The sequence below is a fragment of the Microbacterium proteolyticum genome, assembly GCF_014192415.1.
Classification (GTDB): domain Bacteria; phylum Actinomycetota; class Actinomycetes; order Actinomycetales; family Microbacteriaceae; genus Microbacterium; species Microbacterium proteolyticum.
Genome location: NZ_JACHXY010000002.1, coordinates 161618 through 184775 on the forward strand (window position 1 = coordinate 161618; position 23158 = coordinate 184775).

Annotated in this window: 18 protein-coding genes and 2 pseudogenes; 1 reads left to right on the forward strand and 19 read right to left on the reverse strand. The window is 70.4% G+C overall.

All coding sequences use genetic code 11. The features are described from left to right. Positions 1-6: 6 nt before the first annotated feature. The 19 genes and pseudogenes from FHS07_RS09035 to FHS07_RS09115 form a co-directional block, all read right to left on the reverse strand. On the reverse strand, positions 7-1989 hold the full coding sequence (locus FHS07_RS09035) for a primosomal protein N' family DNA-binding protein (RefSeq protein ID WP_183419594.1): 1983 nt from the start codon (positions 1987-1989) through the stop codon (positions 7-9). A gap of 193 nt (positions 1990-2182) precedes the next feature. Then, positions 2183-3376 carry a methionine adenosyltransferase gene (gene metK, locus FHS07_RS09040; RefSeq protein WP_183419595.1) on the reverse strand — a complete coding sequence of 398 codons (1194 nt, stop codon included), beginning with the start codon at positions 3374-3376 and terminating at the stop codon, positions 2183-2185. A 121-nt stretch (positions 3377-3497) separates the two neighbouring features. Then, positions 3498-3752, reverse strand: a complete 255-nt coding sequence (rpoZ, locus tag FHS07_RS09045; protein WP_055837405.1) for a DNA-directed RNA polymerase subunit omega — start codon at positions 3750-3752, stop codon at positions 3498-3500. 282 nt (positions 3753-4034) lie between these two features. Next, positions 4035-4976, reverse strand: a complete 942-nt coding sequence (gene gmk, locus FHS07_RS09050; protein ID WP_183419596.1) for a guanylate kinase — start codon at positions 4974-4976, stop codon at positions 4035-4037. Then, positions 4969-5829, reverse strand: a complete 861-nt coding sequence (pyrF, locus tag FHS07_RS09055; RefSeq protein WP_183419597.1) for an orotidine-5'-phosphate decarboxylase — start codon at positions 5827-5829, stop codon at positions 4969-4971. The genes gmk and pyrF overlap by 8 nt, the downstream gene beginning before the upstream one ends. Next, positions 5826-9113 carry a carbamoyl-phosphate synthase large subunit gene (carB, locus tag FHS07_RS09060; RefSeq protein WP_183419598.1) on the reverse strand — a complete coding sequence of 1096 codons (3288 nt, stop codon included), beginning with the start codon at positions 9111-9113 and terminating at the stop codon, positions 5826-5828. Before carB ends, pyrF begins: the two co-directional genes overlap by 4 nt. Then, complete coding sequence (carA, locus tag FHS07_RS09065; protein ID WP_183419599.1) at positions 9106-10338, reverse strand: glutamine-hydrolyzing carbamoyl-phosphate synthase small subunit; 1233 nt, start codon at positions 10336-10338, stop codon at positions 9106-9108. Before carA ends, carB begins: the two co-directional genes overlap by 8 nt. Further along, complete coding sequence (locus FHS07_RS09070; protein WP_183419600.1) at positions 10335-10838, reverse strand: PH-like domain-containing protein; 504 nt, start codon at positions 10836-10838, stop codon at positions 10335-10337. The genes carA and FHS07_RS09070 overlap by 4 nt, the downstream gene beginning before the upstream one ends. Beyond that, complete coding sequence (locus tag FHS07_RS09075; RefSeq protein WP_183419601.1) at positions 10835-12157, reverse strand: dihydroorotase; 1323 nt, start codon at positions 12155-12157, stop codon at positions 10835-10837. The genes FHS07_RS09070 and FHS07_RS09075 overlap by 4 nt, the downstream gene beginning before the upstream one ends. Beyond that, positions 12154-13122: an aspartate carbamoyltransferase catalytic subunit gene (locus FHS07_RS09080; RefSeq protein WP_183419602.1), complete on the reverse strand. Its 969-nt coding sequence runs from the start codon at positions 13120-13122 to the stop codon at positions 12154-12156. The genes FHS07_RS09075 and FHS07_RS09080 overlap by 4 nt, the downstream gene beginning before the upstream one ends. Continuing rightward, entirely contained in the window at positions 13119-13649 is a 531-nt protein-coding gene (gene pyrR / locus FHS07_RS09085; RefSeq protein WP_183419603.1) for a bifunctional pyr operon transcriptional regulator/uracil phosphoribosyltransferase PyrR, read from the reverse strand. The genes FHS07_RS09080 and pyrR overlap by 4 nt, the downstream gene beginning before the upstream one ends. A gap of 272 nt (positions 13650-13921) precedes the next feature. Next, positions 13922-14128: a Rieske (2Fe-2S) protein gene (locus tag FHS07_RS16925; protein WP_484502661.1), complete on the reverse strand. Its 207-nt coding sequence runs from the start codon at positions 14126-14128 to the stop codon at positions 13922-13924. A 54-nt stretch (positions 14129-14182) separates the two neighbouring features. Beyond that, positions 14183-14542, reverse strand: a pseudogene (locus FHS07_RS16930) ((2Fe-2S)-binding protein); the annotation flags it as partial. A 762-nt stretch (positions 14543-15304) separates the two neighbouring features. Next, positions 15305-15703: pseudogene (locus tag FHS07_RS16905) on the reverse strand (MBL fold metallo-hydrolase); the annotation flags it as partial. Next, positions 15669-18620, reverse strand: coding sequence for an SNF2-related protein (locus FHS07_RS16485; protein ID WP_183419605.1), 2952 nt, complete (start codon positions 18618-18620; stop codon positions 15669-15671). The pseudogene FHS07_RS16905 and the gene FHS07_RS16485, both read right to left, overlap by 35 nt. Positions 18621-18909: 289 nt before the next feature. Then, on the reverse strand, positions 18910-19320 hold the full coding sequence (gene nusB / locus FHS07_RS09100) for a transcription antitermination factor NusB (protein WP_183419606.1): 411 nt from the start codon (positions 19318-19320) through the stop codon (positions 18910-18912). A gap of 2 nt (positions 19321-19322) precedes the next feature. After that, a complete protein-coding gene (gene efp, locus FHS07_RS09105) occupies positions 19323-19883 on the reverse strand; it encodes an elongation factor P (protein ID WP_183419607.1) in 561 nt (186 codons plus the stop codon). Positions 19884-20021: 138 nt separating this feature from the next. Next, entirely contained in the window at positions 20022-20480 is a 459-nt protein-coding gene (locus tag FHS07_RS09110; RefSeq protein WP_183419608.1) for a type II 3-dehydroquinate dehydratase, read from the reverse strand. Between the two features lie 13 nt (positions 20481-20493). Further along, entirely contained in the window at positions 20494-22305 is a 1812-nt protein-coding gene (locus FHS07_RS09115) for a sugar phosphate isomerase/epimerase and 4-hydroxyphenylpyruvate domain-containing protein (RefSeq protein WP_183419609.1), read from the reverse strand. 50 nt (positions 22306-22355) lie between these two features. Between FHS07_RS09115 and FHS07_RS09120 the strand changes: the two genes are divergently transcribed. Beyond that, positions 22356-22988: a TetR/AcrR family transcriptional regulator gene (locus FHS07_RS09120; protein WP_183419610.1), complete on the forward strand. Its 633-nt coding sequence runs from the start codon at positions 22356-22358 to the stop codon at positions 22986-22988. Positions 22989-23158 lie beyond the last annotated feature (170 nt).

Genomic DNA, 23158 nt, shown 5'->3' on the forward strand with positions numbered 1-23158 from the left:
CGGCGCTCACAGATCCGGTTCGGGGATGTCGAGACGGACTCTGAGCGTACTGCGCGGCTTCGGGCCGCGACCCTTGCGCGACGTGCGGGCGCGCAGCGCGTCGGCGATGACACCGGCGCGCAGAGCCTCGGCGACGGCGCGTCCGTGCGCGTAGTCGAAACGCACGAGCGCGCGCGAGGTCGCGACGTCGGGGGTCTCGGACGTGTCGACCGGCCCCAGGATCGCGAGCGGGTCGAGGTCGGTCACCGTCTCGCGAAGGGATGCGAGCAGGGTGTCGACGCTGCGGGAATGTCCGTCGACGCTGGCGACCCGCACGGCGGGCGGCATGCGCAGGGGCGCCCGATCCACCAGCTCGGCGCGGGCGTACGCGGGTTGGGTCCAGGTCGCGAGCGCACGGGCGACGGGCCCCGCAACGCCGACGAGGTGCACGGGCGCGCCCGGTGCGGCGAGGGCCGCCGCGTTCGACCACCAGCGCAGGCAGCTCTCGCCGATGCGCAGGGCTTCGCTCTGCAGCATCCGGTCGCCGTCGAGCAGGATGACGGCGCGATATCCGCCACGGGCGATCGGCTCGGCGCCGCGGGTGGCGATGATCAGCGCCGGCTGACCGTCGACCTCCGCCACAGGGTGGGCGCCGTCGGCGATGATCACCCGGGTGTTCGGGAAGGCGCGGCCGAGCTCGTCGGCGGTGCGCTCGCTGCCCGACGATGCCATTCTCAGCTTCGTCGAGCCGCAGTGCCCGCACGCCCAGGCGTGGGCGCTGCGACCGCACCAGGCGCACACCGGGGTCGCCCCGGGACGAGCCGCACGGAGGGGCCCGGCGCAGTGCGCGCATCGAGCGGGGCGACGGCAGTCGGCGCAGACGAGCGAGGGGGCGTACCCGGGGCGGGCGACCTGCACGAGCACGGGCCCGTTCTGCAGCGCCTCGCGCGCCGCGGCGAATGCGGAGGAGGGCACGCGCGACTGGCGCTGCTCCCCCTCGCGGGTCGCGCTCAGCACGATGCGCGGGCTCGGACGCCGAGCCTGGGCGATCTCGCGCACGTAGCCCACGTCGACGAGCCTCTGCACGTCGGTCGTGCGCGTATGCCCGGCGAAGATCAGCGCCGAGCCCTCCAGCTCCTGGCGCACCAGGGCGGCGTCGCGCGCGTGCACACCCGGAGAGAGCGGTTCCGACAGCAGCGAATCGCCGTCGTCCCAGATCGCCACGAGCCCGGTGTCGTGCGCGGGCGCGTACACGCCCGAGCGGCGGCCGACCACGATGCAGGGCGCGGATGACAGGGTGCGCAGGTACTGCGCGTAGCGGGCGGGCCCGGACTGGTCGGCGTCGTCGCGCACGATGGCATCCGGCGTCACGAGTTCGCCGAGGGCTGCGAGCAGTTGCGCCTGATCGCGGTAGTCGGGCACGACGAGCACGGCGCTCCTCCCCCGCGCCAGCGTGTGCACCGCGGCGGCGGCGAGGAGGTCGGCCCAGGCTCCGCGCGGAAGCTCGGGATGCGGGTGCGGGGGCGCGTCGAGCGCGAGGCGCTCTCCCGCGTCGAGAGCCTCGGTGAGCCCCGGGTACGCGCGCAACGCGACGTCGGATCGTTCGCGGGCGGCCGGCACCACCTCGGGCTCCCCGGGCGGGGGCGCCGAGGCCCACGCCTTCTCGGCGCGGACCATGCGCCGGGGAACGGCCAGTCGCAGCACGTCGCTGACGGAGCCGGCAGCGCGATCGGCGACGCGACGCGTGAGCGTGTAGAGACGTTCGGGCAACACGGGCATCGGCGACACCACGGCCTCGATCGATGACAGCGGGCGTTCGGTGCCGTCATCGGCCACGACCTCGATGACGAAGGCATCCATCATGCGCCCGGCCGACCGCAGCGGCACCTTGACCCGCACACCCGGGGCGACGTCGGCCACCAGCGGGTGCGGGACGGCGTAGTCGAAGAGGCGGTCCAGCTGCGGCACGGGCGACTCGAGCTGCACGCGCGCGACGCGGCGTTCGCTCACGGGCGGACTCCGTGGGCGCAGGCGGCGGCGCACCCGAGGACGTGAGAGCCGGGGCCCGTGCATGCCCGCACGACGGGTTGTTCACGAGCCCACGTTCCGAGGAACGTGCGAACCCGCGCCCGGCCCCGACCGGTCATGCTCCTCGCCGCACCGACGCGTCCCCGGCTACGCCGTGCGGCGCCCGCCCGCACGCTCAGATTCCGGCGGCGGCGCGCAGCTCGTCGACGCGGTCTGTGCGCTCCCAGGTGAAATCGGGCAGCTCGCGGCCGAAGTGACCGTACTTGGCCGTCTGCGCGTAGATCGGGCGCAGGAGGTCGAGCTGCTCGACGATGGCGGCGGGCCGCAGGTCGAACACGTCGCGGATCGCGCGGACGATGACGTCGTCGTCCACATGAGCGGTGCCGAACGACTCCACGTACAGACCGACGGGGTTCGCTTTGCCGATGGCGTATGCGACCTGCACCTCGAGGCGATCGGCGAGGCCCGCCGCGACGGCGTTCTTCGCGACCCATCGCATGGCGTACGCGGCCGAGCGGTCGACCTTGGACGGGTCCTTGCCGCTGAAGGCGCCGCCGCCGTGGCGGGAGGCTCCACCGTAGGTGTCGATGATGATCTTGCGGCCGGTGAGCCCGGCGTCGCCCTTGGGGCCGCCGATGACGAAGGGGCCGGCCGGGTTGATGTAGTACTTCACGTCGGGAAGGTCGAGCCCGGTCTCGGCCAGCACGGGATCGATGACCTCTGCCTGCACCTGCGCGCGCAGGTCTTCCTGCGAGATGTCGGGGTGGTGCTGCGTCGACAGGACGACGCTGTCGACGGTGCGCGGCGTGAAGCCGTCGTAGCCGAGCGTCACCTGGGTCTTGCCGTCGGGGCGCAAGAACGGCAGCACCCCGCTCTTGCGCACGGCCGCCAGACGCTCGGCGATGCGGTGCGCCGTCCAGATGGCCATCGGCATGAGCTGCGGAGTCTCGTTCGTGGCGAAGCCGAACATGATGCCCTGATCGCCCGCACCCTGCAGGTCGTGGGGATCGACGGATCCGCGCTCGCGTTGCTCGAAGGCCTTGTTGACACCGGCGGCGATGTCGGAGGACTGCGCGCCGATCGAGACGGACACGCCGCACGACTCGCCGTCGAACCCGGTGTCGCTCGAGGTGTACCCGATGCGGTTCACCACGTCACGGACGATCGCGGGGATCTCGACGTACGCCCGGGTCGACACCTCGCCCGCCACGTGCACGAGCCCGGTCGTGACGAGGGTCTCGACGGCGACACGCCCCGTGGGGTCGTCGGTGAGGATGGCATCCAGGATGCTGTCGGAGATCTGATCGCAGATCTTGTCGGGGTGTCCTTCGGTGACGGACTCGGACGTGAACAGGCGTAGGTCGGTCAAGACGACTCCGGGAGGCTAGCGATCAGGGAACGGGCACAAGTATGCCCCGGACGGCGGTGAGCCGCCCGGGGCATCGTCACATCTGTGAGCACATTACGAGCGTGCCCTCGAAGACGGTGGATTACTCCGCAGCGCGCAGGCGCAGCTTGTCTTCGTGGATCTCGTGCAGCGCGATCGTGAGGGGCTTGTCCTCGACGGTGGAGTCGACCAGCGGACCGACGTTGTCGAAGAGGTTTCCCTCGTGCAGGTCGGAGTAGTAGTCGTTGATCTGACGCGCGCGCTTGGACGCGTAGATGACGAGCTGGTACTTCGAGTCGACCTTGTCGAGCAGAGCGTCGATGGGCGGGTCGATGATGCCCTTGTCACGTCCGGCCATGGGGAACCTCCTGGTTCGGCGGGATGGGGTGGATGCGGCGCCGGGAGCGCCGAAGCATCCTCCCATTCTAGCCGACGCCGACCCGGGGTGTGCCGAGGGCGTCGGGTGGGTCGCCCGTGCCGGGATCGGGGCGTGTTGTGTGCGGTGGGGCGGGCGACGTCCACCCCGGTGCACGAGGCGCGCCCCGAACCGGACCCGCCCCGGCGCCCCGAACCCCGCTCGCGCCGGCCGGAACCCGCACCCGCCCGCCCGAACACGCTCGCCGGCGGGACGGCCGGGCCGTCAGCGCTGCGCGGCGGCCAGAGCCACGACGTCGGCGGCGGCGGACGCCACGTCCTCGTTGACGACGCGGTAGTCGAATTCGTTCTGCGCGGCGAGCTCGACGCGGGCCGTGCGCAGACGGCGGGCGCGCTCCTCGGCATCCTCGGTCCCCCGCCCGACCAGGCGTTGCACGAGTTCGTCCCAGCTCGGCGGCAGAAGGAACACCAGCGTCGCCGAGGGGTCGGCGGCGCGCACCTGTCGCGCCCCCTGCAGGTCGATCTCGAGCAGGGCGGTGCCGCCCGCGGCCAATACCCGCTCGATCGGCTCGCGGGGCGTGCCGTAGCGATTCTGGTTGTGTACCACGGCCCACTCCAACAACTCCCCCGCGGCGACCAGGCGGTCGAACTCGGCATCGTCGACGAAGTAGTAGTGCTGTCCGTCGACCTCGCCCGGGCGGGGGCTTCTCGTCGTCGCCGAGACCGAGAGGTGGATCTGCGGGTAGTTCTGCTTGATGTGCGCCGCCACCGTGCCCTTTCCGACCGCCGTGGGACCGGCGAGCACGATGAGCCGGCTGCGACCTTCGCGCGGACCCGGCTCGGGCCAGCGGGTGTCGAGGAAGCCCCGCAACGCGTCACGCTGACGCGTGCCGAGACCGCCGAGCCGCTTGACCGGCGAGATCCCGAGCGAGACGAGGATGCGATCGCGCTTGCTCTCGCCGATCGCCGGGATCGCCGTGAGGAACTCGGTCACGCGCATGGCCCCGGCCGGAGACAGCGGGTCGGCCAGACCCCGCCGCAGCAGCTCCTGCGGCGAGATGACGCGGCTCGAGACGTCGCGCTTCAGCGCGGCGCGCTCGCGACGCGCCTCGACCGCGCGACGCGAGGCGGCGGCGCGGTCGACTTCCGGCGGGCGGCGCGATGAGGCGGCGCCGTCGGCTTCGGGCGGAAGACGGGTGTCAACCATTCAGGGTCTCCCGGTAGAGAGCAGCACGCTCGTCGATGCGGGCGGCGAGACGGTCGGGTCCGACCGCGAGGATGCTGCGACTCTCATTGGCCACGACCGCCTTGGAGACGTATCCGAAGAGGCGACGGAGATCGGCGGGCGCGGCTCCCTGAGCGCCGAAGCCGGGCGCGAGGATCGGCATCCCGGCGAGGGCCACATCGCCGAGACCGAACGCGGCACGGTCGACGGTGGCGCCGACGACGACGCCGATCGAGCCGAGCGCACCGGGGGCGCCGATGTTGGCCTCGTTCACGTCGTGGGCGACGCGCGCGGCGACGTGTTCGTGATCGCCGACGGCGAGGACGTCGTCGACGATGGCGCTCTGCAGTGCCCGTGCCTCGGGGTTGCTCGTCGCGGTGAGTACGAACGCGCCCTTGCGATGACGGACGGCGAGCGAGAGCGTGTCACGCAGCGAATCGGCGCCGAGGTACGGCGTCAGGGTCACGGCATCCGCCTCGAGGGGCGAACCGGGCTCGAGCCAGGCGTGGGCGTAGCCCTCCATGGTCGTGCCGATGTCACCGCGCTTGGCGTCGGCGACGACCAGCAGTCCCGCGGCGCGCGCGGCGGCCATGACGTCTTCGAGCGCGGCGAAGCCCTTCGAGCCGTACCGCTCGTAGAACGCCACCTGCGGCTTCACGACTCCGACACGGCCGATCGCCGCCTCGACGACGCGCAGGCCGAACGTGCGCACGCCCTCGGCGGTGGCATCGAGTCCCCACACCGACAGCAGTGCGGCGTGGGGGTCGATGCCGACGCACAGCGGACCGTGCTCGTCGAGGGCGGCGCTGAGCCGCTGCCCGAACGACTCGCTCACAGACGGCCCGCGCGATCCACGGCGTATTCCTGGAGGCTTCGGACCTCGAAGCCGTCCTTCATCGCACCCAGGGCGCTCACCGCGGCGCCGAGGACGGCCATCGTGGTGAACAGGGCCTTGTCGGCGGCGACGGCCGCTGCGCGGATCTCGTAGCCGTCGGCGCGCGCCGATCCGCCGCTGGGGGTGTTGACGATCATGTCGATCTCCCCGGCGTTGATCAGGTCGACGACGTTGCGCTGACCGGAGCCCTGCGTCTCGGAATACTTCTCGACGACCTCCACCCGGATGCCGTTGCGCGCGAGGATCTCGGCCGTGCCCTCGGTCGCCATGAGCTCGAAGCCGAGCTCTTGCAGACGGTGAGCGGGCAGGATCACGGCGCGCTTGTCGGCATCGGCCACCGAGATGAACACGACGCCCGATGTCGGCATCCCGCCGTACGCGGCCTCCTGCGACTTCGCGAACGCGGTCGGGAAGTCGCGGTCGATGCCCATGACCTCACCGGTGGAACGCATCTCGGGTCCGAGCACGCTGTCGACGGTGTGACCGTCGGCCGTGCGGAAGCGCTTGAACGGCAGCACGGCTTCCTTGACGGCGACGGGGGCGTCGAGCGGGACGCGTGAGCCGTCCTTCTCGGGCAGCAGTCCCTCGGCGATCAGCTCGGCGACGGTGTTGCCGGCCATGATGCGGCTGGCGGCCTTGGCGAGCGGGATGCCGAGGGCCTTCGACACGAACGGCACCGTGCGGCTGGCGCGGGGGTTCGCCTCGATGACGTAGAGCACGCCGGCCGAGATCGCGAACTGCACGTTGAGCAGACCGCGCACGCCCACGCCCTTCGCGATGGCGAGGGTCGCCTCGCGCACACGGTCGACCTCGGTGCGGCCGAGCGATACGGGCGGCAGGGTGCAGGACGAGTCACCGGAGTGGATGCCGGCTTCCTCGAGGTGCTCCATGACACCGCCGATGTACAGGTCGGTACCGTCGTACAGCGCGTCGACGTCGAGCTCGATCGCGTCGTCGAGGAAGCGATCGACCAGCAGCGGCAGCCCGGGGCCGATGATGGCCTGGTCGGCGACGCGCACGAAGTAGTCGCGCAGCGCCTCGGTCGAGTACACGATCTCCATGCCGCGGCCGCCGAGCACGAAGCTCGGGCGCACGAGCACCGGGTAGCCGATCTCCTCGGCCACCGCGACGGCGCCGTCGACGTCGATCGCGGTGCCGCTGCGGGGGGCGACGAGACCCGCCTCGTCGAGCAGGCGCGAGAACAGCTCCCGCTCCTCGGCGAGGTCGATCGCCTCGGGGCTGGTGCCGAGGATGGTGTAGCCGGCGGCCTCGATGCCCTTGGCCAGGCCGAGGGGCGTCTGACCGCCGAGCTGGCAGACGACGCCGAGGATGGTGCCCGACTGCGCCTCGGCGTGCAGCACCTCGAGCACGTCCTCGAGCGTCAGCGGCTCGAAGTACAGGCGGTCGGAGGTGTCGTAGTCGGTCGACACGGTCTCGGGGTTGCAGTTGACCATGACGGTCTCGTACCCGGCTTCCGACAGCGCGAAGGAGGCGTGCACGCACGAGTAGTCGAACTCGACGCCCTGTCCGATGCGGTTGGGGCCCGACCCGATGATGACGACCTTCGTGCGGTCGGAGGGGGTCACCTCGGTCTCGGCGTCGTACGAGGAGTAGTGGTAGGGCGTGAGGGCCGGGAACTCCCCCGCGCAGGTGTCGACGGTCTTGTAGACCGGGCGCACGTGGAGCGCGTAGCGGGCTTCGCGCACCTCGGCCTCGTCGAGACCGCGGAGCTGGGCGATCTGCACGTCGCTGAAACCGTGCTCCTTCGCAAGGCGCAGGGTGTCGGCATCCAGGCTCTCGGCCTCGCCGATGGCCGCGGCGACCTCGTTGATCAGCACGATCTGGTCGATGAACCACGGGTCGATCGCGGTGGCGTCGAACGCCTGCTCGGGCGTGGCGCCGAGGCGCAGTGCCTGCTGCAGCACGACGATGCGACCGTCGGTCGGGGTCTTGGCGATCTCGAGCAGCTCCCGCGCCGAGCGCGACTCGTCGCCCCAATGGAAGCTGGAGCCCCGCTTCTCGAGCGAGCGGAGCGCCTTCTGCAGTGCCGTGGTGTAGTTGCGGCCGATCGCCATGGCCTCGCCGACCGACTTCATGGTGGTCGTGAGTGTGGTGTCGGCGGCGGGGAACTTCTCGAAATTGAACCGCGGCACCTTGACGACGACGTAGTCGAGCGTCGGCTCGAAGCTCGCCGGGGTCACCTTGGTGATGTCGTTGGGGATCTCGTCGAGCCGGTAGCCGATCGCGAGCTTCGCGGCGATCTTCGCGATCGGGAAGCCCGTGGCCTTCGACGCCAACGCCGACGAGCGCGAGACGCGCGGGTTCATCTCGATGACGATGATGCGCCCGGACGCGGGATCCACGGCGAACTGGATGTTGCAGCCACCGGTGTCGACACCGACCGCGCGGATGATGTCGATGCCGATGTCGCGCAGACGCTGGTACTCGCGGTCGGTCAGGGTCAGCGCGGGGGCGACCGTGATGGAATCGCCCGTGTGCACGCCGACGGGGTCGACGTTCTCGATCGAGCACACCACGACGGTGTTGTCGGCGGTGTCGCGCATGAGCTCGAGCTCGTACTCCTTCCACCCGAGGATCGACTCCTCCAGGAGCACCTCGTTGGTGGGCGAGTCGTGCAGGCCCGCGCCGCCGATGCGCCGGAGGTCGGCTTCGTCGTACGCGAAGCCCGAGCCGAGACCACCCATCGTGAACGACGGGCGTACGACCAGCGGGTACCCGAGCTTCTCGGCCCCGGCGATCAGCTCGTCCATCGAGTGGCAGATGACGGATGCCGCCACGTCGGCGCCCGCCTCGATGACCAGTTCCTTGAAGATCTGGCGGTCTTCGCCGCGGTTGATCGCGTCGAAGTCCGCGCCGATGAGCTCGACGCCGTACTTCTCGAGGATGCCGCGCTTGTGCAGCTGGATGGCGGCGTTCAGGGCCGTCTGTCCACCGAGGGTGGGGAGCACGGCATCCGGCTTCTCCTTCGCGATGATCGTCTCGATCACCTCGGGGGTGATCGGCTCGATGTAGGTCGCGTCGGCGAAGTCGGGGTCGGTCATGATCGTCGCGGGGTTGGAGTTGACGAGGATCACGCGCACCCCCTCCTCGCGCAGCACCCGGCACGCCTGGGTACCGGAGTAGTCGAACTCGCAGGCCTGACCGATGACGATCGGGCCGGAGCCGATGACGAGGACGGAGTTGATGTCGTCGCGCTTAGGCATGGGTGTCTTCCTGGGTCGAATCCTGAGCGTCGGTGGGAGTGCGAGCCGTGGTGGCCGGTCCCTGGGCCTGTCGAACGGTCGCGATCACCATGTCGCGGAAGCGGTCGAACAGGTAGTTGGCGTCGTGGGGTCCTGCGGCCGCCTCGGGGTGGTACTGCACGCTGAACGCGGGGATGTCGAGCGCGCGCAGGCCCTCCACCACGTTGTCGTTGAGGCCGATGTGGCTCACCTCGACGCGTCCGAAGCCGTTGGGGCTGTCGACGACCCGGTCGAGGGGCGCGTCGACGGCGAAGCCGTGGTTCTGCGACGTGATCTCGACGCGGCCGGTGGTCTTGTCGAGCACGGGCTGGTTGATGCCGCGGTGGCCGAACGGCAGCTTGTACGTGCCGAACCCGAGGGCGCGGCCCAGAAGCTGGTTGCCGAAGCAGATGCCGAAGAACGGCAGACCGTCGCCGAGGACGGCGCGCAGCAGCTCGACGTGCTGATCGGATGCCGCGGGGTCACCGGGGCCGTTGGAGTAGAACGCCGCGACCGGCTCGATGGCGCGGATCTCGTCGATCGTGGCCGACTGCGGGAAGACATGCACGTCGAATCCGCGGGCGGCGAGGTTGTCGATCGTGGACTTCTTCACGCCCAGGTCCAGCACGGCGAGGTTCCCGATGCGCTCCGCCGTGGCAGGGGTCACCTCGATCGCGGTGACGGACACCTCGGCGCTCAGGTTGCGGCCGGCCATGCCCGGGGCCTCGCGCACGCGACGCAGCTGCTCGTCGGCATCCAGGCTCGCCGCCTGACCCGAGAAGACGCCGCCGCGCATGCTGCCCGAAGAGCGGATACGACGGGTGACCGCGCGGGTGTCGATACCGGAGATGCCGACGATGCCGTCCTCGACGAGCGCGTCGTCGAGCGAGCGGTTCGCGCGCCAGTTCGACACCATGCGCGAGGGGTCGCGCACGACGTAGCCCGCGACCCAGATGCGGCGGGATTCGGGATCCTCGTCGTTCACGCCGGTGTTGCCGATGTGGGGGGCCGTCTGCAACACGATCTGGCCGGCGTACGAGGGGTCGGTGATCGTCTCCTGGTACCCGGTCATGCCGGTCGCGAAGACGACCTCGCCGAGGGTCTCGCCGTGCGCACCGTAGGCGCGGCCTGTGTAACGGGTGCCGTCTTCCAGCACGAGGACGGCCGGGTCTCGCGAGATCCGCGAGGAAGGGATCAGGGCGGTCATGCGTCGCTTCCTGTCGTGGTGATGAGGGGACGGATGGCATCGGCCAGCGCTTTGGCAGAGGCATCCTGAGGTCGGAGGTAGGTGTCGACGACGGTGTCGTCGTCGATGCGCCAGCTGACACGCGCCAGACCGCCCGCCTCGACCACGCGGTCGATGGCGACGGTGGCCTGTGCGGCATCCACCAGCAGGTCACGGGTGAGCGCGATGCGGGGCTGGCCCGGAAGGTCGAGGGCGACGCCCGCCGTGGTGACGGTGACGTCGACGCGGGAGCGGAAGCCGAGGCCCTTGATCGCGAGTCGCTCGAGCGGCTCGTCGTGACGGGTCGTGGCCACGTAGAGACCCGGGAACACCGCGATTTCGACGGCGTCGCCGGGCAGCTCTCCCACGGGGGCCGTGTAGCGCGCATCGCGCCGCGTTCGTCGCACCCACGCCCACGCCAGCAGAGCCAGCGCGATCACGGCCACCGCGGCCATGACGAGAAGGGCGCCCTCACGCGTCATCCGAGGACTCCCGGCGCGTCGAGCAGTGCCCCGTCGGCGACGGTGGGGATTCCGGCGCGGACGGTCCAGCGCACCTCACCGGGCAGCTCCCGGCCGAGGTACGGCGAGTTCTTGCTGCGTCCGCGCAGGTCGGCGACGGCGAAGGTGCGCGAGGGGCGGGGGTCGTACAGCGTGAAGCTGGCCGGGTGACCTGCGGCGACCGGGGTGCCGTGACCGTCGAGGCGGCCGATGCGCGCCGGCGTCTTCGACAGCACGCGCGCGACGTCCGCCCAGTCGAGCAGGCCGGTGTCGACCATGGCCTGCTGCACGACCCGTAGGGCGCTCTCGAGGCCCACCATGCCGTTGGCGGCCGCCGCCCACTCGCAGGCCTTCGCCTCGGCGGGGTGCGGGGCATGGTCGGTGGCGACGATGTCGATCGTGCCGTCGGCGAGGCCCTCGCGCACCGCCATCACGTCTTCTTCGCGGCGCAGCGGCGGGTTGACCTTGTATCGGGCGTCGTAGTCGCGCACGAGCTCATCGGTCAGCAGCAGGTGATGCGGGGTCACCTCGGCAGTGACGTCGACGCCGCGCTTCTTGGCCCAGCGGATGATGTCGACCGAGCCCGCCGTCGAGAGGTGGCACACGTGCAGGCGCGAGCCCACGTGCTCGGCCAGCAGAACGTCGCGGGCGATGATCGACTCCTCGGCGACCGCCGGCCAGCCGGTGAGGCCGAGCTCGGCCGAGACGGCACCCTCGTTCATCTGGGCGCCCTCGGTCAGACGCGGGTCCTGCGCATGCTGCGCGACCACGCCGTCGAACGCCTTCACGTACTCGAGCGCTCGCCGCATGATGAGCGGGTCGAAGACGCAGAACCCGTCATCGCTGAACACGCGCACGTGTGCCCGGGAGTCGGCCATCGCTCCGAGCTCGGCGAGACGCTCGCCCTTCTGCCCCACCGTGACAGCCCCGATCGGCTGCACGTGCACGTAGCCGGCGGCCTCGCCGAGCGCGAGCTCCTGCTCGACGACGCCCGCGGTGTCGGCGGTGGGAGAGGTGTTCGGCATCGCGAAGACGGTGGTGAAGCCGCCGGCCGCAGCCGCGCGGGAGCCGGTGAGGACGGTCTCGGACGCCTCGAACCCGGGCTCGCGCAGGTGCACGTGCAGATCGACGAGGCCGGGAAGGGCGATCAGCCCCTCAGCGTCGATGACCGTGGCACCGGCGTGCGACAGGCCGGAGCCGGTCTCGGCGATGACGCCGTCACGAACGAGGAAATCGGTGGCATCCTGCCCTTCGACGCGCGCGCCGCGCACCAGAAGGGTCTGGGGGGTGGCGTGGCTCATCGGAGGTCCTCTTTCTCGGTGTCGGGCCGCTCGCCCGCCAGCAGCAGGTACAGCACGGCCATCCGCACGGAGACGCCGTTCGTGACCTGTTCGAGCACCGTCGAACGAGGCGAATCGGCGGCTTCGGCGGAGATCTCCAGACCCCGGTTCATCGGACCGGGGTGCAACACAATGCTATCGGTCGGCAGGGCGTCCAAACGTCGCGCGTCGAGACCATAGCGACGCGAATACTCCCGTTCAGTCGGGAAATACGCCGCCGACATGCGTTCGAGCTGGATGCGGAGCATCATGAGCGCCTCGGGGCCCGCGGCGATCGCGTGGTCGAGGTCGTAGTCGACCTCGACGGGCCAACCGCTGACGTCCTGAGGGACGAGGGTCGGCGGTGCCACGAGCGTGACCCGGGCACCCAGGGTGTGCAGGAGCCACACGTTCGATCGCGCGACGCGCGAGTGCAGCACGTCACCGACGATCGTGACCCGGATGCCGCTCAGGTCGCGGCCGCGGCTGTCGTCGCCGAAGAGGCGCTTGCGGATCGTGAAGGCGTCGAGCAGCGCCTGCGTGGGGTGCTCATGCGTGCCGTCGCCCGCGTTGACCACGCCCGCGCTGATCCAGCCGCTGGTGGCGAGAGTCCGCGGGGCACCGGATGCGCCGTGGCGGATGACGACGGCATCCGCCCCCATCGCCTGGAGCGTCTGCGCGGTGTCCTGGAGCGATTCGCCCTTGCTGACGCTGGAGCCTTTCGCCGAGAAGTTGATGACGTCGGCGCTCAGGCGCTTCGCGGCGGCCTCGAACGAGATGCGCGTGCGCGTGGAATCTTCGAAGAAGAGGTTGACGACCGTCTTGCCGCGCAGGGTCGGGAGCTTCTTGATCTCACGGCGTTGGGTGTCGGCCATGTCTTCGGCGACGTCGAGGATCTCGAGGGCGTCGGCTCGTGAGAGGTGCTGGGTGTCGAGAAGGTGCCTCATGATTCGATCGTCACCTCTTCGACGCCATCGACTTCGGCGAGGCGCACGTTGACCCGCTCGTCGCGGGCACTGGGGAGGTTCTTGCCCACGAAGTCGGGGCGGATCGGCAGCTCGCGGTGGCCGCGGTCGATCAGGGTCGCGAGTCGCACCGCCGCGGGACGCCCGATGTCCTGCAGGGCGTCGAGGGCGGCGCGGATGCTGCGGCCCGAGAACAGCACGTCATCGACGAGCACGACGGTCTTGCCGTCGATGCCGCCGGCGGGGATCTCGGTACGCCGTGGTGCTCGGGTCGGGTTCCGGTGCAGATCGTCGCGGTACATGGTCACGTCGAGCGCGCCGACCGGGACGGATGTGCCGCCGAACTCGCCGACCAGCGGGCCGATCCGATTCGCGAGCGTGACGCCGCGGGTCGGGATACCGAGGAGGACGAGCCCTTCCGGACCCTTGTTCGACTCCAGGATCTCGTGCGAGATACGCGTCAAAGCGCGGGCGATGTCGGCATCGTGCATGACGGTGCGCGTGTTCATCCGCCGCTCCCTTCTCCGCCTCACGGGACGGGGTTAAAGGTTGCTGTGGTTCGAGGTCGAGTCTAGCGGGTGGGGCGAGCATTCGCCGGGCGGGGCGGACGCATCTGCGGTGCGGACAGCCGCGGCGGCGTGAGGCCTTGGCGTGTGTGGGGGCCTTGGGTGTGGCGGCCGCGGCGGCGGCGGGAGGAGATTCAGCGAAGGGGGGCGGATGCCGCGGGCTCGGTCCTCCGTTCCCGGATTGTCCTCCCGCGGGGGCCCCTGGGTCGGCGATCTCAGCCCGCGGCGACCTCGGCGGCGGCACGTTCGCCACTCCCCGTCGCGCGAATGCCCGACGAGCGGATCGGGTGACCGGTCGTCGTCAGGCATCGACCCGTCGCGAGGTCCCACTTCCAGTCGTGCAGTGAGCAGGTGAGCACGCCGTCCTCGATTTTGCCGGTCTTGGTCAGATCGGCGCGCAGGTGCGGGCACCGACGCTGCACGGTCCAGCCGTCGATCTCGGCATCCTCGGTCTGGTCCGACTGCTCGGAGTACCAGTTCTCGACATACTCGATGCGGTCGCGCGACAGGCACTTGAGGAACGTCGTGAGGAACTCGTTGAACTTGCCCGAGCGACCGACCTCGAACTGCATCGACAGGAAGATCGAGTTCGACCAGTCGATCTCGTGATCGCGGATGTTCGTCGAGACGAGGTCGGCGGGGATCGTGTACCAGTAGATGCAGTCCTCGCCGGCGTACTCGCGCACCTTCGCCTTGGGGAAGTCGACGACCATGTCGAGCTCGCCGATGCGGAATCGCACCGCTCCCCCGACGCCGTTGCGGATGGTGCGGGCGCGGCGAAGCAGCGGCTCCCACCACTCCTTGATCGCGGCGAGCATCTCTTCCGGCGGCAGGATCTCGGAGCGGGATGCCACTTCGGCGGCGATCTCGTTCCGGCGGCTGTCGCGCTGCTCGGCGAGGTAGTTCCACTTGTCGCCGAAGACGCGCTCGATCTCGTCGTCGGTGTACAGCGTCTGGGTGACGGTCACGTCGGATCCCTGCACCTCGACCTCGGTGCCGGGGAGGAACAGGTACCCCTTCTGGTCGGGGCGCTGCTCTTTCATGTGCGCGAGGAATTCACGCTGGTCGGTGAAGATCGAGTCGTTCTCGAGCCCGGTGCCGTTGTACCGGAACAGCTCGTCCCGCAGGAACATCGGCGGCCCCGCCATGGGGAACACATGAGGCGCGTCGACCTTGTCGATGTAGTACATCGCGCGCTTGTTCTGCGCGTCGCGCTTGAGTTGGGCGAAGTTCTGCTTGGCGTCCTGGGGCAGGTCGTAGACCATCGGCCACCAGATCGCGCCCGACACCTGGGTGAAGTACGCGTCGGGCTTGCCGAAGTCGAAGAGCGTGTCGAGATCCAGCGGGTGAGAGTCGTTCTGGTTCAACACGGATGCCGTGCCGTCGTCGACCGAGAGGGACGAGTCGCCGATGGGGCCGTCGGAGGGCGCGCGCAGGGGGGTGACCATGAGTTTCAGGTCGCCGAACTGCAGGGGCACTCCCGCCTCGGTGCGCACGAGGTTCGTGTAGCCGAGGGCGATGAGATCTTGCTCGAGGTCGTCTGTCGGGTACTCGGGCAGGAGAACCGCGATGTCTTTCGACACGTACCGCTCGAGCAGCGCCGGGTCGAAGTGGTCGCGGTGGCGGTGCGAGATGTAGAGGAAGTCGGCCGCGCCGAAACGCTCCCAGTCGAGGGAGCGGTTGTCGGGGAACGGGAACCACGAGCCGAAGAAGCTCGGACCGATGACGGGATCGCAGAGGATGCTGCCGCCCGCCGTCTCGATGAACATGCCTGCGTGGCCGAGGCCGGTGACTCTCATGTCGCTCCTGTGTCGTGGACGGAACCTGTTGAGTCTACGCGGGGGTCGCCTGGGCGGGCGGTGGGCGTGGCGCTGCGCGGGAAACGGACGCCGAACCGCACCCCGGGATCGACCGCGCCCTCCCCCGAGAGCCGAAGCCGGAAGTCCGACCGCTCCGTTCCCGTCACGGCCCGAGGAGCCCACGGATGTCTTCGGCATCGAGCGCCGCAGCGAAGGCCTCGCCGTCGTCGATGACCGCCTCGGACAGTGCGGCCTTCCGGCGCTGCAGGGCCAGCACCTTCTCTTCGATTGTGCCCGCAGCGATCAACCGGTAGACGAACACGCTCTTGTCCTGCCCGATGCGGTGGGCTCGGTCGATCGCCTGGGCCTCGGCCGCGGGGTTCCACCACGGGTCGAGCACGAACACGTACTCGGCCTCAGTGAGCGTCAAGCCGAATCCGCCGGCTTTGAGGCTGATGAGGAACACCGGCGCATCACCCTCGCGGAAGCCCGCGACCACGTCGCCACGCCGTGTGGTGCTGCCGTCGAGGTGCGCGTAGGCGAGGCCTGCGGCATCCAATCTCTGCGCCGCCATGTCGAGGAACGAGGTGAACTGACTGAACACCAGCGCGCGGTGTCCCTCGGCGGCGATCTCGACGAGCCGGTCGAGCAGCACGTCGAGCTTGGCGGAGCCGAGACTCGCGTCACGGTCGTCGACCAGGCCCGGCGCGAGCGCCAGCATGCGCAGCAGCGTCAGCGAGCGGAAGACGATGAACCGCTGTCGATCGAGGTCGTCGAGCAGCCCGAGCACCTTCTGGCGCTCGCGCTGCAGCACCCGGTCGTACACCGCCTGGTGCGCCGGCCCGAGGGGCACCGCGATCTCCTGCTCCTGCTTGGGCGGGAGATCGGATGCGACGACGTCCTTCGTGCGGCGCAGAAGGAACGGGCGCACCCGTCGACGCAGCCTCTCGAGCATCTTGGCGCGGTGGGAGCCGGTGGCCGCAGCCGAGAGCTCGGTGGGCGCGTCGGAGGGAAGCCGTTCGATGGCCCGGGTGTAGTCCTCGCGGAACTGCCGGATCGAGGGGAACAGCCCGGGCGCGGTCAGTGCCAGCAGCGCCCACAGGTCGTCGAGTCCGTTCTCGATCGGTGTACCGGTGGCCGCGTACACCGCGTCGGTGTGCAGCGCCGCGATGGCGCGGTGGATGCGGGTGGCGGGGTTCTTCACGAACTGCGCCTCATCGAGCACCACCCCCGAGAAGTGCGTCGCGGCGAACTCCTCGGCATCGGCTCGGACGACCCCGTACGACGCCACGACCACGTCGGCGGCGCCCGCGATCTCGGCGATCGTCCGTTCGCGCCGCACGGCCGTCGCCTCGACGACGGCGACGCGCAGGTCGGGGACGAAGCGCGCGGCCTCGGCGTGCCACGTCGGAAGCACCGAGGTGGGGGCGACGACGAGCCAGGGGCGCGCATCGCCTCGTGAACGCGAGTGGGCGATCAGCGCGAGCAACTGCAGGGTCTTGCCGAGCCCCATGTCATCGGCCAGGATGCCCCCGAGCCGGTGCCCGTGCAGGAGCGCGAGCCACGCCAAGCCCTCGCGCTGGTACGGACGCAGGTCGGCGAGGAATCCCGGCGGCGTCGCCACCTCGGGTACTTCGGCGACGTCGCGCAGCGCCCGCGCGAGCTGTCGCCACTCCACCGCCGCGTCGGATCGATCGGCGAGATCTTCGAACTCGGCCCACAGGGCGAGGTGCGTCCGCGGCACGCGCGGACCCGTCTCCCACTCGTCGAGCGCAGCGGCCTCTTCCAGCAGCTCACGCAGGCGTTGCAGGGCGGGGTGGGCGAGAGAGAACCATGCCCCGTCGGAGAGCTTGATGCGCGTCCGCCCGCGCGACAGCGCCGTGAAGAGCACGCCGAACGGGATCAGCCGGCCGTCGATGGTCACCGCGATTCCGAGGTCGAGCCAGTCGCGATCGAGCGACTCGACCGTCGTGATGCGCAGCGACGGGTCGCCGCGCAGCTCACGGAACGTCGGGCGGGTTCCGCGCGTGCGCACCCGCACCTCGTCGACCACGTCGACCGCCGGGAGCACGTGCGCGCTGAAGGCCGCGGCATCCGCATCGCGCAGGGTGGCCCGCGGCGCGAGGGACAGGTCGGATGCCGACATCCACGCCGTCTCGAACCGTTCGCCGATCTGCGCCTCGGCGCGGTCGTCGCGGTCGACGTGCTCGCGGTCGTCGTCCCAGGCGGCACGGTACCCCCCGGGGTACACCCAGTCGAGGCGGTACTCCACCGCATCGCCGTCGACGTACGAGACGTCGAGCGTGAGGGTCGGCCGGGCCGGGGGCGGCGCCGGCACACCGGCACCGACCGACAGCGGGGCACGGCGCGCCAGCCGCGGGTAGACCTCGGCGACGAACTCCGCCGCGTCGTCCGACGGCACTTCGACCACCCCGCCTCCGAGGAGGGAGGGCAGCGGCGCGGGCAGGTCGACCGCCGCGAGCACGAGCGGTACGGGGTCGCGGTCGAGCTCGTACGCGAACAGCCCGGAGCCGCCGATCGCCCGGGCGTGGGCGGGGTCCTGCCGCCGCCCGTCGATCTCGAGGTCGGCGGACACGCGGAGCGCTCCCCCGCCCACGGCGTCGAGTGCCACACGCGCCGTCGCCTCGGCCGCAAGGCTCACGATCTGCTGCGCGTTCATCGAGACGATCGGGATGCCGAGCGCCTCCGCCGCGCGCAGGTGCGGCCAGAGCAGGGGCGAGTCGACGGCATCGAGGGCGACCGTGTCGCCGGAGGGGGCGAAGGGTCCCGTCGTCTTCAGCGCCTGCGCCAGGGCGTGCAGCTCCGCGAACCACCGGACCTTCGCCGGATCGAAGCGGCCGGACGATCGCCGCACGGCATCCCACGTGGCATCCGCCCGGATCCAGGTGTCTCGCGTTCCGCGCACGAGAGGCCGCGCGACGAGCTGCAGGTCGTCCTGCCGTCGGGCCAGCGTGCGCGGGGTGACCGGCACGACCGTGCGGGCGTCCCACCGGGTGGGGTCGTACGCCTCGCGCTGACGCAGCTCGATGCCGAGGGCGAGCGGCTCGAGTGCGGCCGGCTCACTCCTTGGGACGAGGTCGCGCCAGGTGGTCACGCGAGCATCCTGTCGGAGACCTCCGACATCGGACCGTGCGCGTCGCGTGCCGACGTCTGTGCCGAGGGCCTGACCTTCGAAGAAACGCGATTCGCGGGAACAAACGCCTGGACGTGGCGTTTCTGCCCGCCGATCGCGTTTCTCGCCGCCCACTGCTCAGCGTCCGCAGACGCACCCTGCGTCGCCGCTCGGCGGCATCGCCCACCTGCGCAACAGGACCGCGACGCGACCGCCGACGAAACGCCGGGGCCGCGTCGGATCACGTCGCGAGCCGTCGGGGTGCGGGAGGTCAGGATGAACGCGCGATGCGCGCGAGCACGCCGTGCACGAACGAGCCGGAGTCGTCGGTCGAGAACTCCTTCGCCAGCTCCACCGCCTCGTCGATCGCGACCGCCGTGGGCACCTCGTCGTTGTAGAGGATCTCCCACGTGGCGATGCGCAGCAGGGCGCGATCCACGGCGGGCATGCGCTGCAGCGACCAGTCCTTGGAGAACGTGGTGATCTGCTCGTCGATCGCGTCGCCGTTGTCGATGACGCCGTCGACGATGTCGCGTGCGTACAGCCACGAAGCCTGACGGTCGGGCTCGCTCGACGCGCGCTTCGCCTCGGTGGCCAGCATGATCGCGAGCTCTTCGCCGCGGACGTCGGCCTGGAAAAGGATGTCGAGGGCGCGCTTGCGCGCCTTTGTGCGGGCGCTCAACGTCAGCTGATGCGGCCGAGGTACTCGCCGGTGCGAGTGTCGACCTTGATCTTCGTGCCGGTCTCGAGGAACAGCGGAACCTGCATCTCGTAGCCGGTTTCGACGGTGGCGGGCTTGGTACCGGCCGACGAGCGGTCGCCCTGCAGGCCCGGCTCGGTGTAGGTGACCTCGAGCACGACCGACGGCGGCATCTCGACGTAGAGCGGGTTGCCGTTGTTCAGCGCGATCTGCACCTGCTGGTTCTCGAGCAGGAAGTTCGCGGCGTCGCCGACGGTGGCGGATCCGACGGTGATCTGGTCGTAGTCGGCGACGTCCATGAAGACGAAGCCGTCGCCGTCGTTGTAGAGGTAGGTGAAGTCGCGGCGGTCGACGTTCTCGGTCTCGATCTTGGCGCCGGCGTTGAAGGTCTTGTCGACGACCTTGCCGCTCATGACGTTCTTCAGCTTCGTGCGGACGAACGCGCCGCCCTTGCCGGGCTTGACGTGCTGGAACTCCACGACGCTCCAGAGCTGACCGTCGATGTTCAGGACGACGCCGTTCTTGATGTCTGCGGTGGATGCCATGAGTGCCAGTATTCCGTTTCGTGTGAGGAGAGGCGGCGCTCCGGCGCACACCCAGCGACCGAGTCTACGTGATGCCCCGCGGCGGACGCGATCGCGGGGTGTGCACGGGCGGGCGACGGGATGCGGGTCGCGGACGCCTCAGCCGTCGGCTCGGCCCGAGATGACCTCGACGAGCAGGTCGACCGCCCGCGCGTAGCCCGGTACGCCCTCGCCGATCACGTGCACGACCGCGACGTCTTCGATGTAGGAGAAGTGCCGGAACGTCTCGCGCTCCTTGATGTTCGAGATGTGCACCTCGGCGACCGGGAGATCGACGGATGCCAGGGCGTCGCGGAGCGCGACGGAGGTGTGCGTGAGTCCCCCCGCGTTGATGACGATCCCGGCGCAGTCGAGGCGCGAGGAGTGGATCGCGTCGATCAGCACGCCCTCGTGATTGCTCTGCACGGCGCGCGTCTCGAAACCGTGCCGCGTGGCGGCCTCGAGGGTGACACGCTCGACGTCGGCGAGTGTGTCGCGCCCGTAGATCTCGGGTTGGCGGGTGCCGAGCAGGTTGAGGTTCGGGCCGTTCACGAGCAGCAGGCGGCGGGGCGTCGTCATGTCGGGCACGCTATCAGCGCCGACCCTGCGCGGTGAGGCGCACGGGGGCCGTGCCCGCGCCGAAGCCCGCGTAGGCGTCGATGCGCTGGACGAACTCGAAGAACACCTCGCCGATCGTGCGCGTGTAGAAGTGGAGGTACTCCCCCGCGGCATCCTGGTCGTACCCGAGGTGGAGCTCTCGCAGTTCGTCGACCTCTGCCTCCGACAGCGCGAAGCGCGCGGCGATGTCGTCGTAGTAGTTGGCGGGCATCTCCAGCGGCGCGAATCCGCGCTCGCGCGCCGCCCGGGCGACTGCGCGCACGTCGGCGCAGACGAAGGCGACGTGCTGCGGGAGGGCGACGCCCGCCCGCTCGGCGGCGAGGATCGGGGGCGCGACGTTCAGAGGTAGGCGCACGCCCCCGCCCGCGGCGACGAGCACGCGGCTGGCGACGAGGCCCTGCGGGCCGGGGACGTCGGTGCTGCTGTCCACGCGCAAGGCGAAACCGGCGGTGTAGAACAGGGTCGCCTCCTCGACGGCGTCCCACGGCTGACTGAGACTCACGTGATCGACACCCGTGATCTCGGTGGGCAGCTCCGGCTCGCCGTGCTCGAACTCCTGCACCCAGGCCGGATCGCCCTCGTCGGCGGCCTGCGCCCAGTAGACCTCGGTGCCGTCGGGGGCGATCGCCCCGTCGAGGCGCTCCTCGGTGGCGTAGGTGCGGCGATAGGCGCGCGGGACTCCCAGCTCGCGCATGCGCAGGTCGACCGCCTCGGCGTCGTCGACCTCGAGGCCGATCGCGGCCAGGCGCGGTTCCCATCCCCGTGCGTGCTGTTCGTTGAGCACGACACGCGCGTCGCTCGCGGTCCACAGGGTCACGGGCTTGGTGCGGTGGCGTCCGCGCGGGGTGAAACCGAGCTGGCCGAGCAGTTCCTCGATCGCGGAGGTGTCCTCGGCCTTGACCTCGACGAAGTCGACGGCGGAGGGGGCGGCCGAGTCGGGCAGCATCTGCAGCTCGGCCGGAGCGTCCGGCATCGCGCGCGACACGGCGTCTTCGAGCCACCGCAGCGAGCGACGAGCGTGGCGCGCGGTGCGCCGCGCGTCGGTCTGACGGAAGGTGTCGTTGAACACCTCCAGCGACCACGGCCCGGTGTACCCGGCATCCACGATCCGCGCGGTGAAGTCGGTCAGGTCGAAGTCGCCCTCGCCCGGGAAGAGACGGTGGTGCCGGCTCCACGACAGCACGTCCATGCTGAGCCGCGGCGCGTCGGCGAGCTGGACGAAGAAGATCTTCTCGCCCGGGATGCCGCTGATCGCAGCGGGATCGTGACCGCGCGAGAGGATGTGGAACGAGTCCAGGCACACCCCCACGGCGGGGTGGTCGGCGAGCTCGACGATGCGCCACGCGCGCCGGTAGTCGTCGACGAAGCGCCCCCACGCGAGGGCTTCGAAGGCGATGCGGATGCCGTACCCCGCCGCCAGATCGCCGAGGCGCCGCAACTGGTCGGCTGAGACGTCGTCGTCGTCGACCGTGGCGGTGGCGACGTTGCTGCAGCAGAGGACGAGGTCGATGCCGAGGCGGTTCATGAGGCGGAATTTCGCCTCGGCGCGGCGCAGCACCGAGGCGAAGATCTCCTCGTCGACGCCCTCGACGTCGCGCATGGGCTGGTAGAGATCGAGGCTGAGTCCGAGTCGCCCCGCGAGGGCGGCGATCTCCTCCGGGCTCTCGGGAGCGGCGAGCAGGTCGGGCTCGAAGATCTCCACGCCGTCGAATCCGGCCTCCGCGCACGCGTGCAGCTTGTCGGCCAGGGTGCCGCTGATACAGACGGTCGCCATCGAGGTCCTCATGGGCGCCGAATGTACCAGCTGGTACAAAGCGGGTCCACTAGTCTGACCGAATGGCCGAGGCACGCAGGGACGCCGAGCGCACTCGCGCCGAGCTGCTCTCCGTCGCGACCGAGGTGTTCGCCGAAGACGGCTTCTCCGGCGCCCGCGTCGATGAGATCGCCGCCCGCACCCGCACCACGAAGCGGATGATCTACTACTACTTCGGTGGCAAAGAGGGCCTCTACCGGGCCGTGCTCGAAGAGGCGTATCGCGGTATCCGCGAGGCGGAGCGGGCGATCGACGTCGACCATGCCGACCCCGTGGATGCCATCCGCGCCCTCGCCGAGCTGACCTTCGACCACCACGTGGGACACGAGGCCTTCATCCGTCTGGTCGCGATCGAGAACATCCATCGTGGCGAGTTCATCCGCCAGATCGAGGGCCTCCGCACGCTCTCGCAGCCGGCGAAGGGACTGCTCGACGAGATCTTGGAGCGCGGGCGCGTGGCGGGCGTGTTCCGCTCCGACGTCGACGCGATCGACGTACACCTCGTGATCAGTTCGTACTGCGTGTTCCAGGTCGCGAACCAGTACACGTTCGGTCACCTCTTCGACGTCGACCTCGCCTCGCCCGAGCGTCGGGCGCACCTGCGCACCGCCCTCGGTGACGTGGTCGTCGGCTGGTTGACCGCGCCCGCCCGTTGACCCGCGCCCGCGCGTCCTCCGCGCACGCCCCTCCCCGGGCGCGACGCCCCGCGCACCTGCGCCCGCCCCTCTGTCGAGCGTCCAGGACGCGCCGCATGCGCGGGAGCGGCACGGCGTGTCCGGGACAGTCGGCGGGATGGGTGACCCGCGTGCGTGTAGCGGGATCGCGG

What these genes read in the sequence shown, in the direction of transcription:
- gmk (WP_183419596.1), bottom strand. Translation starts at nt 4,976, where the DNA reads ATGGTTGACACCCGTCTTCCGCCCGAAGCCGACGGCGCCGCCTCATCG.
- FHS07_RS09080 (WP_183419602.1), bottom strand. Translation starts at nt 13,122, where the DNA reads ATGAGGCACCTTCTCGACACCCAGCACCTCTCACGAGCCGACGCCCTC.
- carB (WP_183419598.1), bottom strand. Translation starts at nt 9,113, where the DNA reads ATGCCTAAGCGCGACGACATCAACTCCGTCCTCGTCATCGGCTCCGGC.
- FHS07_RS09070 (WP_183419600.1), bottom strand. Translation starts at nt 10,838, where the DNA reads ATGACGCGTGAGGGCGCCCTTCTCGTCATGGCCGCGGTGGCCGTGATC.
- rpoZ (WP_055837405.1), bottom strand. Translation starts at nt 3,752, where the DNA reads ATGGCCGGACGTGACAAGGGCATCATCGACCCGCCCATCGACGCTCTG.
- FHS07_RS09115 (WP_183419609.1), bottom strand. Translation starts at nt 22,305, where the DNA reads ATGAGGACCTCGATGGCGACCGTCTGTATCAGCGGCACCCTGGCCGAC.
- pyrR (WP_183419603.1), bottom strand. Translation starts at nt 13,649, where the DNA reads ATGAACACGCGCACCGTCATGCACGATGCCGACATCGCCCGCGCTTTG.
- carA (WP_183419599.1), bottom strand. Translation starts at nt 10,338, where the DNA reads ATGACCGCCCTGATCCCTTCCTCGCGGATCTCGCGAGACCCGGCCGTC.
- FHS07_RS09075 (WP_183419601.1), bottom strand. Translation starts at nt 12,157, where the DNA reads ATGAGCCACGCCACCCCCCAGACCCTTCTGGTGCGCGGCGCGCGCGTC.
- FHS07_RS09110 (WP_183419608.1), bottom strand. Translation starts at nt 20,480, where the DNA reads ATGACGACGCCCCGCCGCCTGCTGCTCGTGAACGGCCCGAACCTCAAC.
- FHS07_RS09120 (WP_183419610.1), top strand. Translation starts at nt 22,356, where the DNA reads ATGGCCGAGGCACGCAGGGACGCCGAGCGCACTCGCGCCGAGCTGCTC.
- efp (WP_183419607.1), bottom strand. Translation starts at nt 19,883, where the DNA reads ATGGCATCCACCGCAGACATCAAGAACGGCGTCGTCCTGAACATCGAC.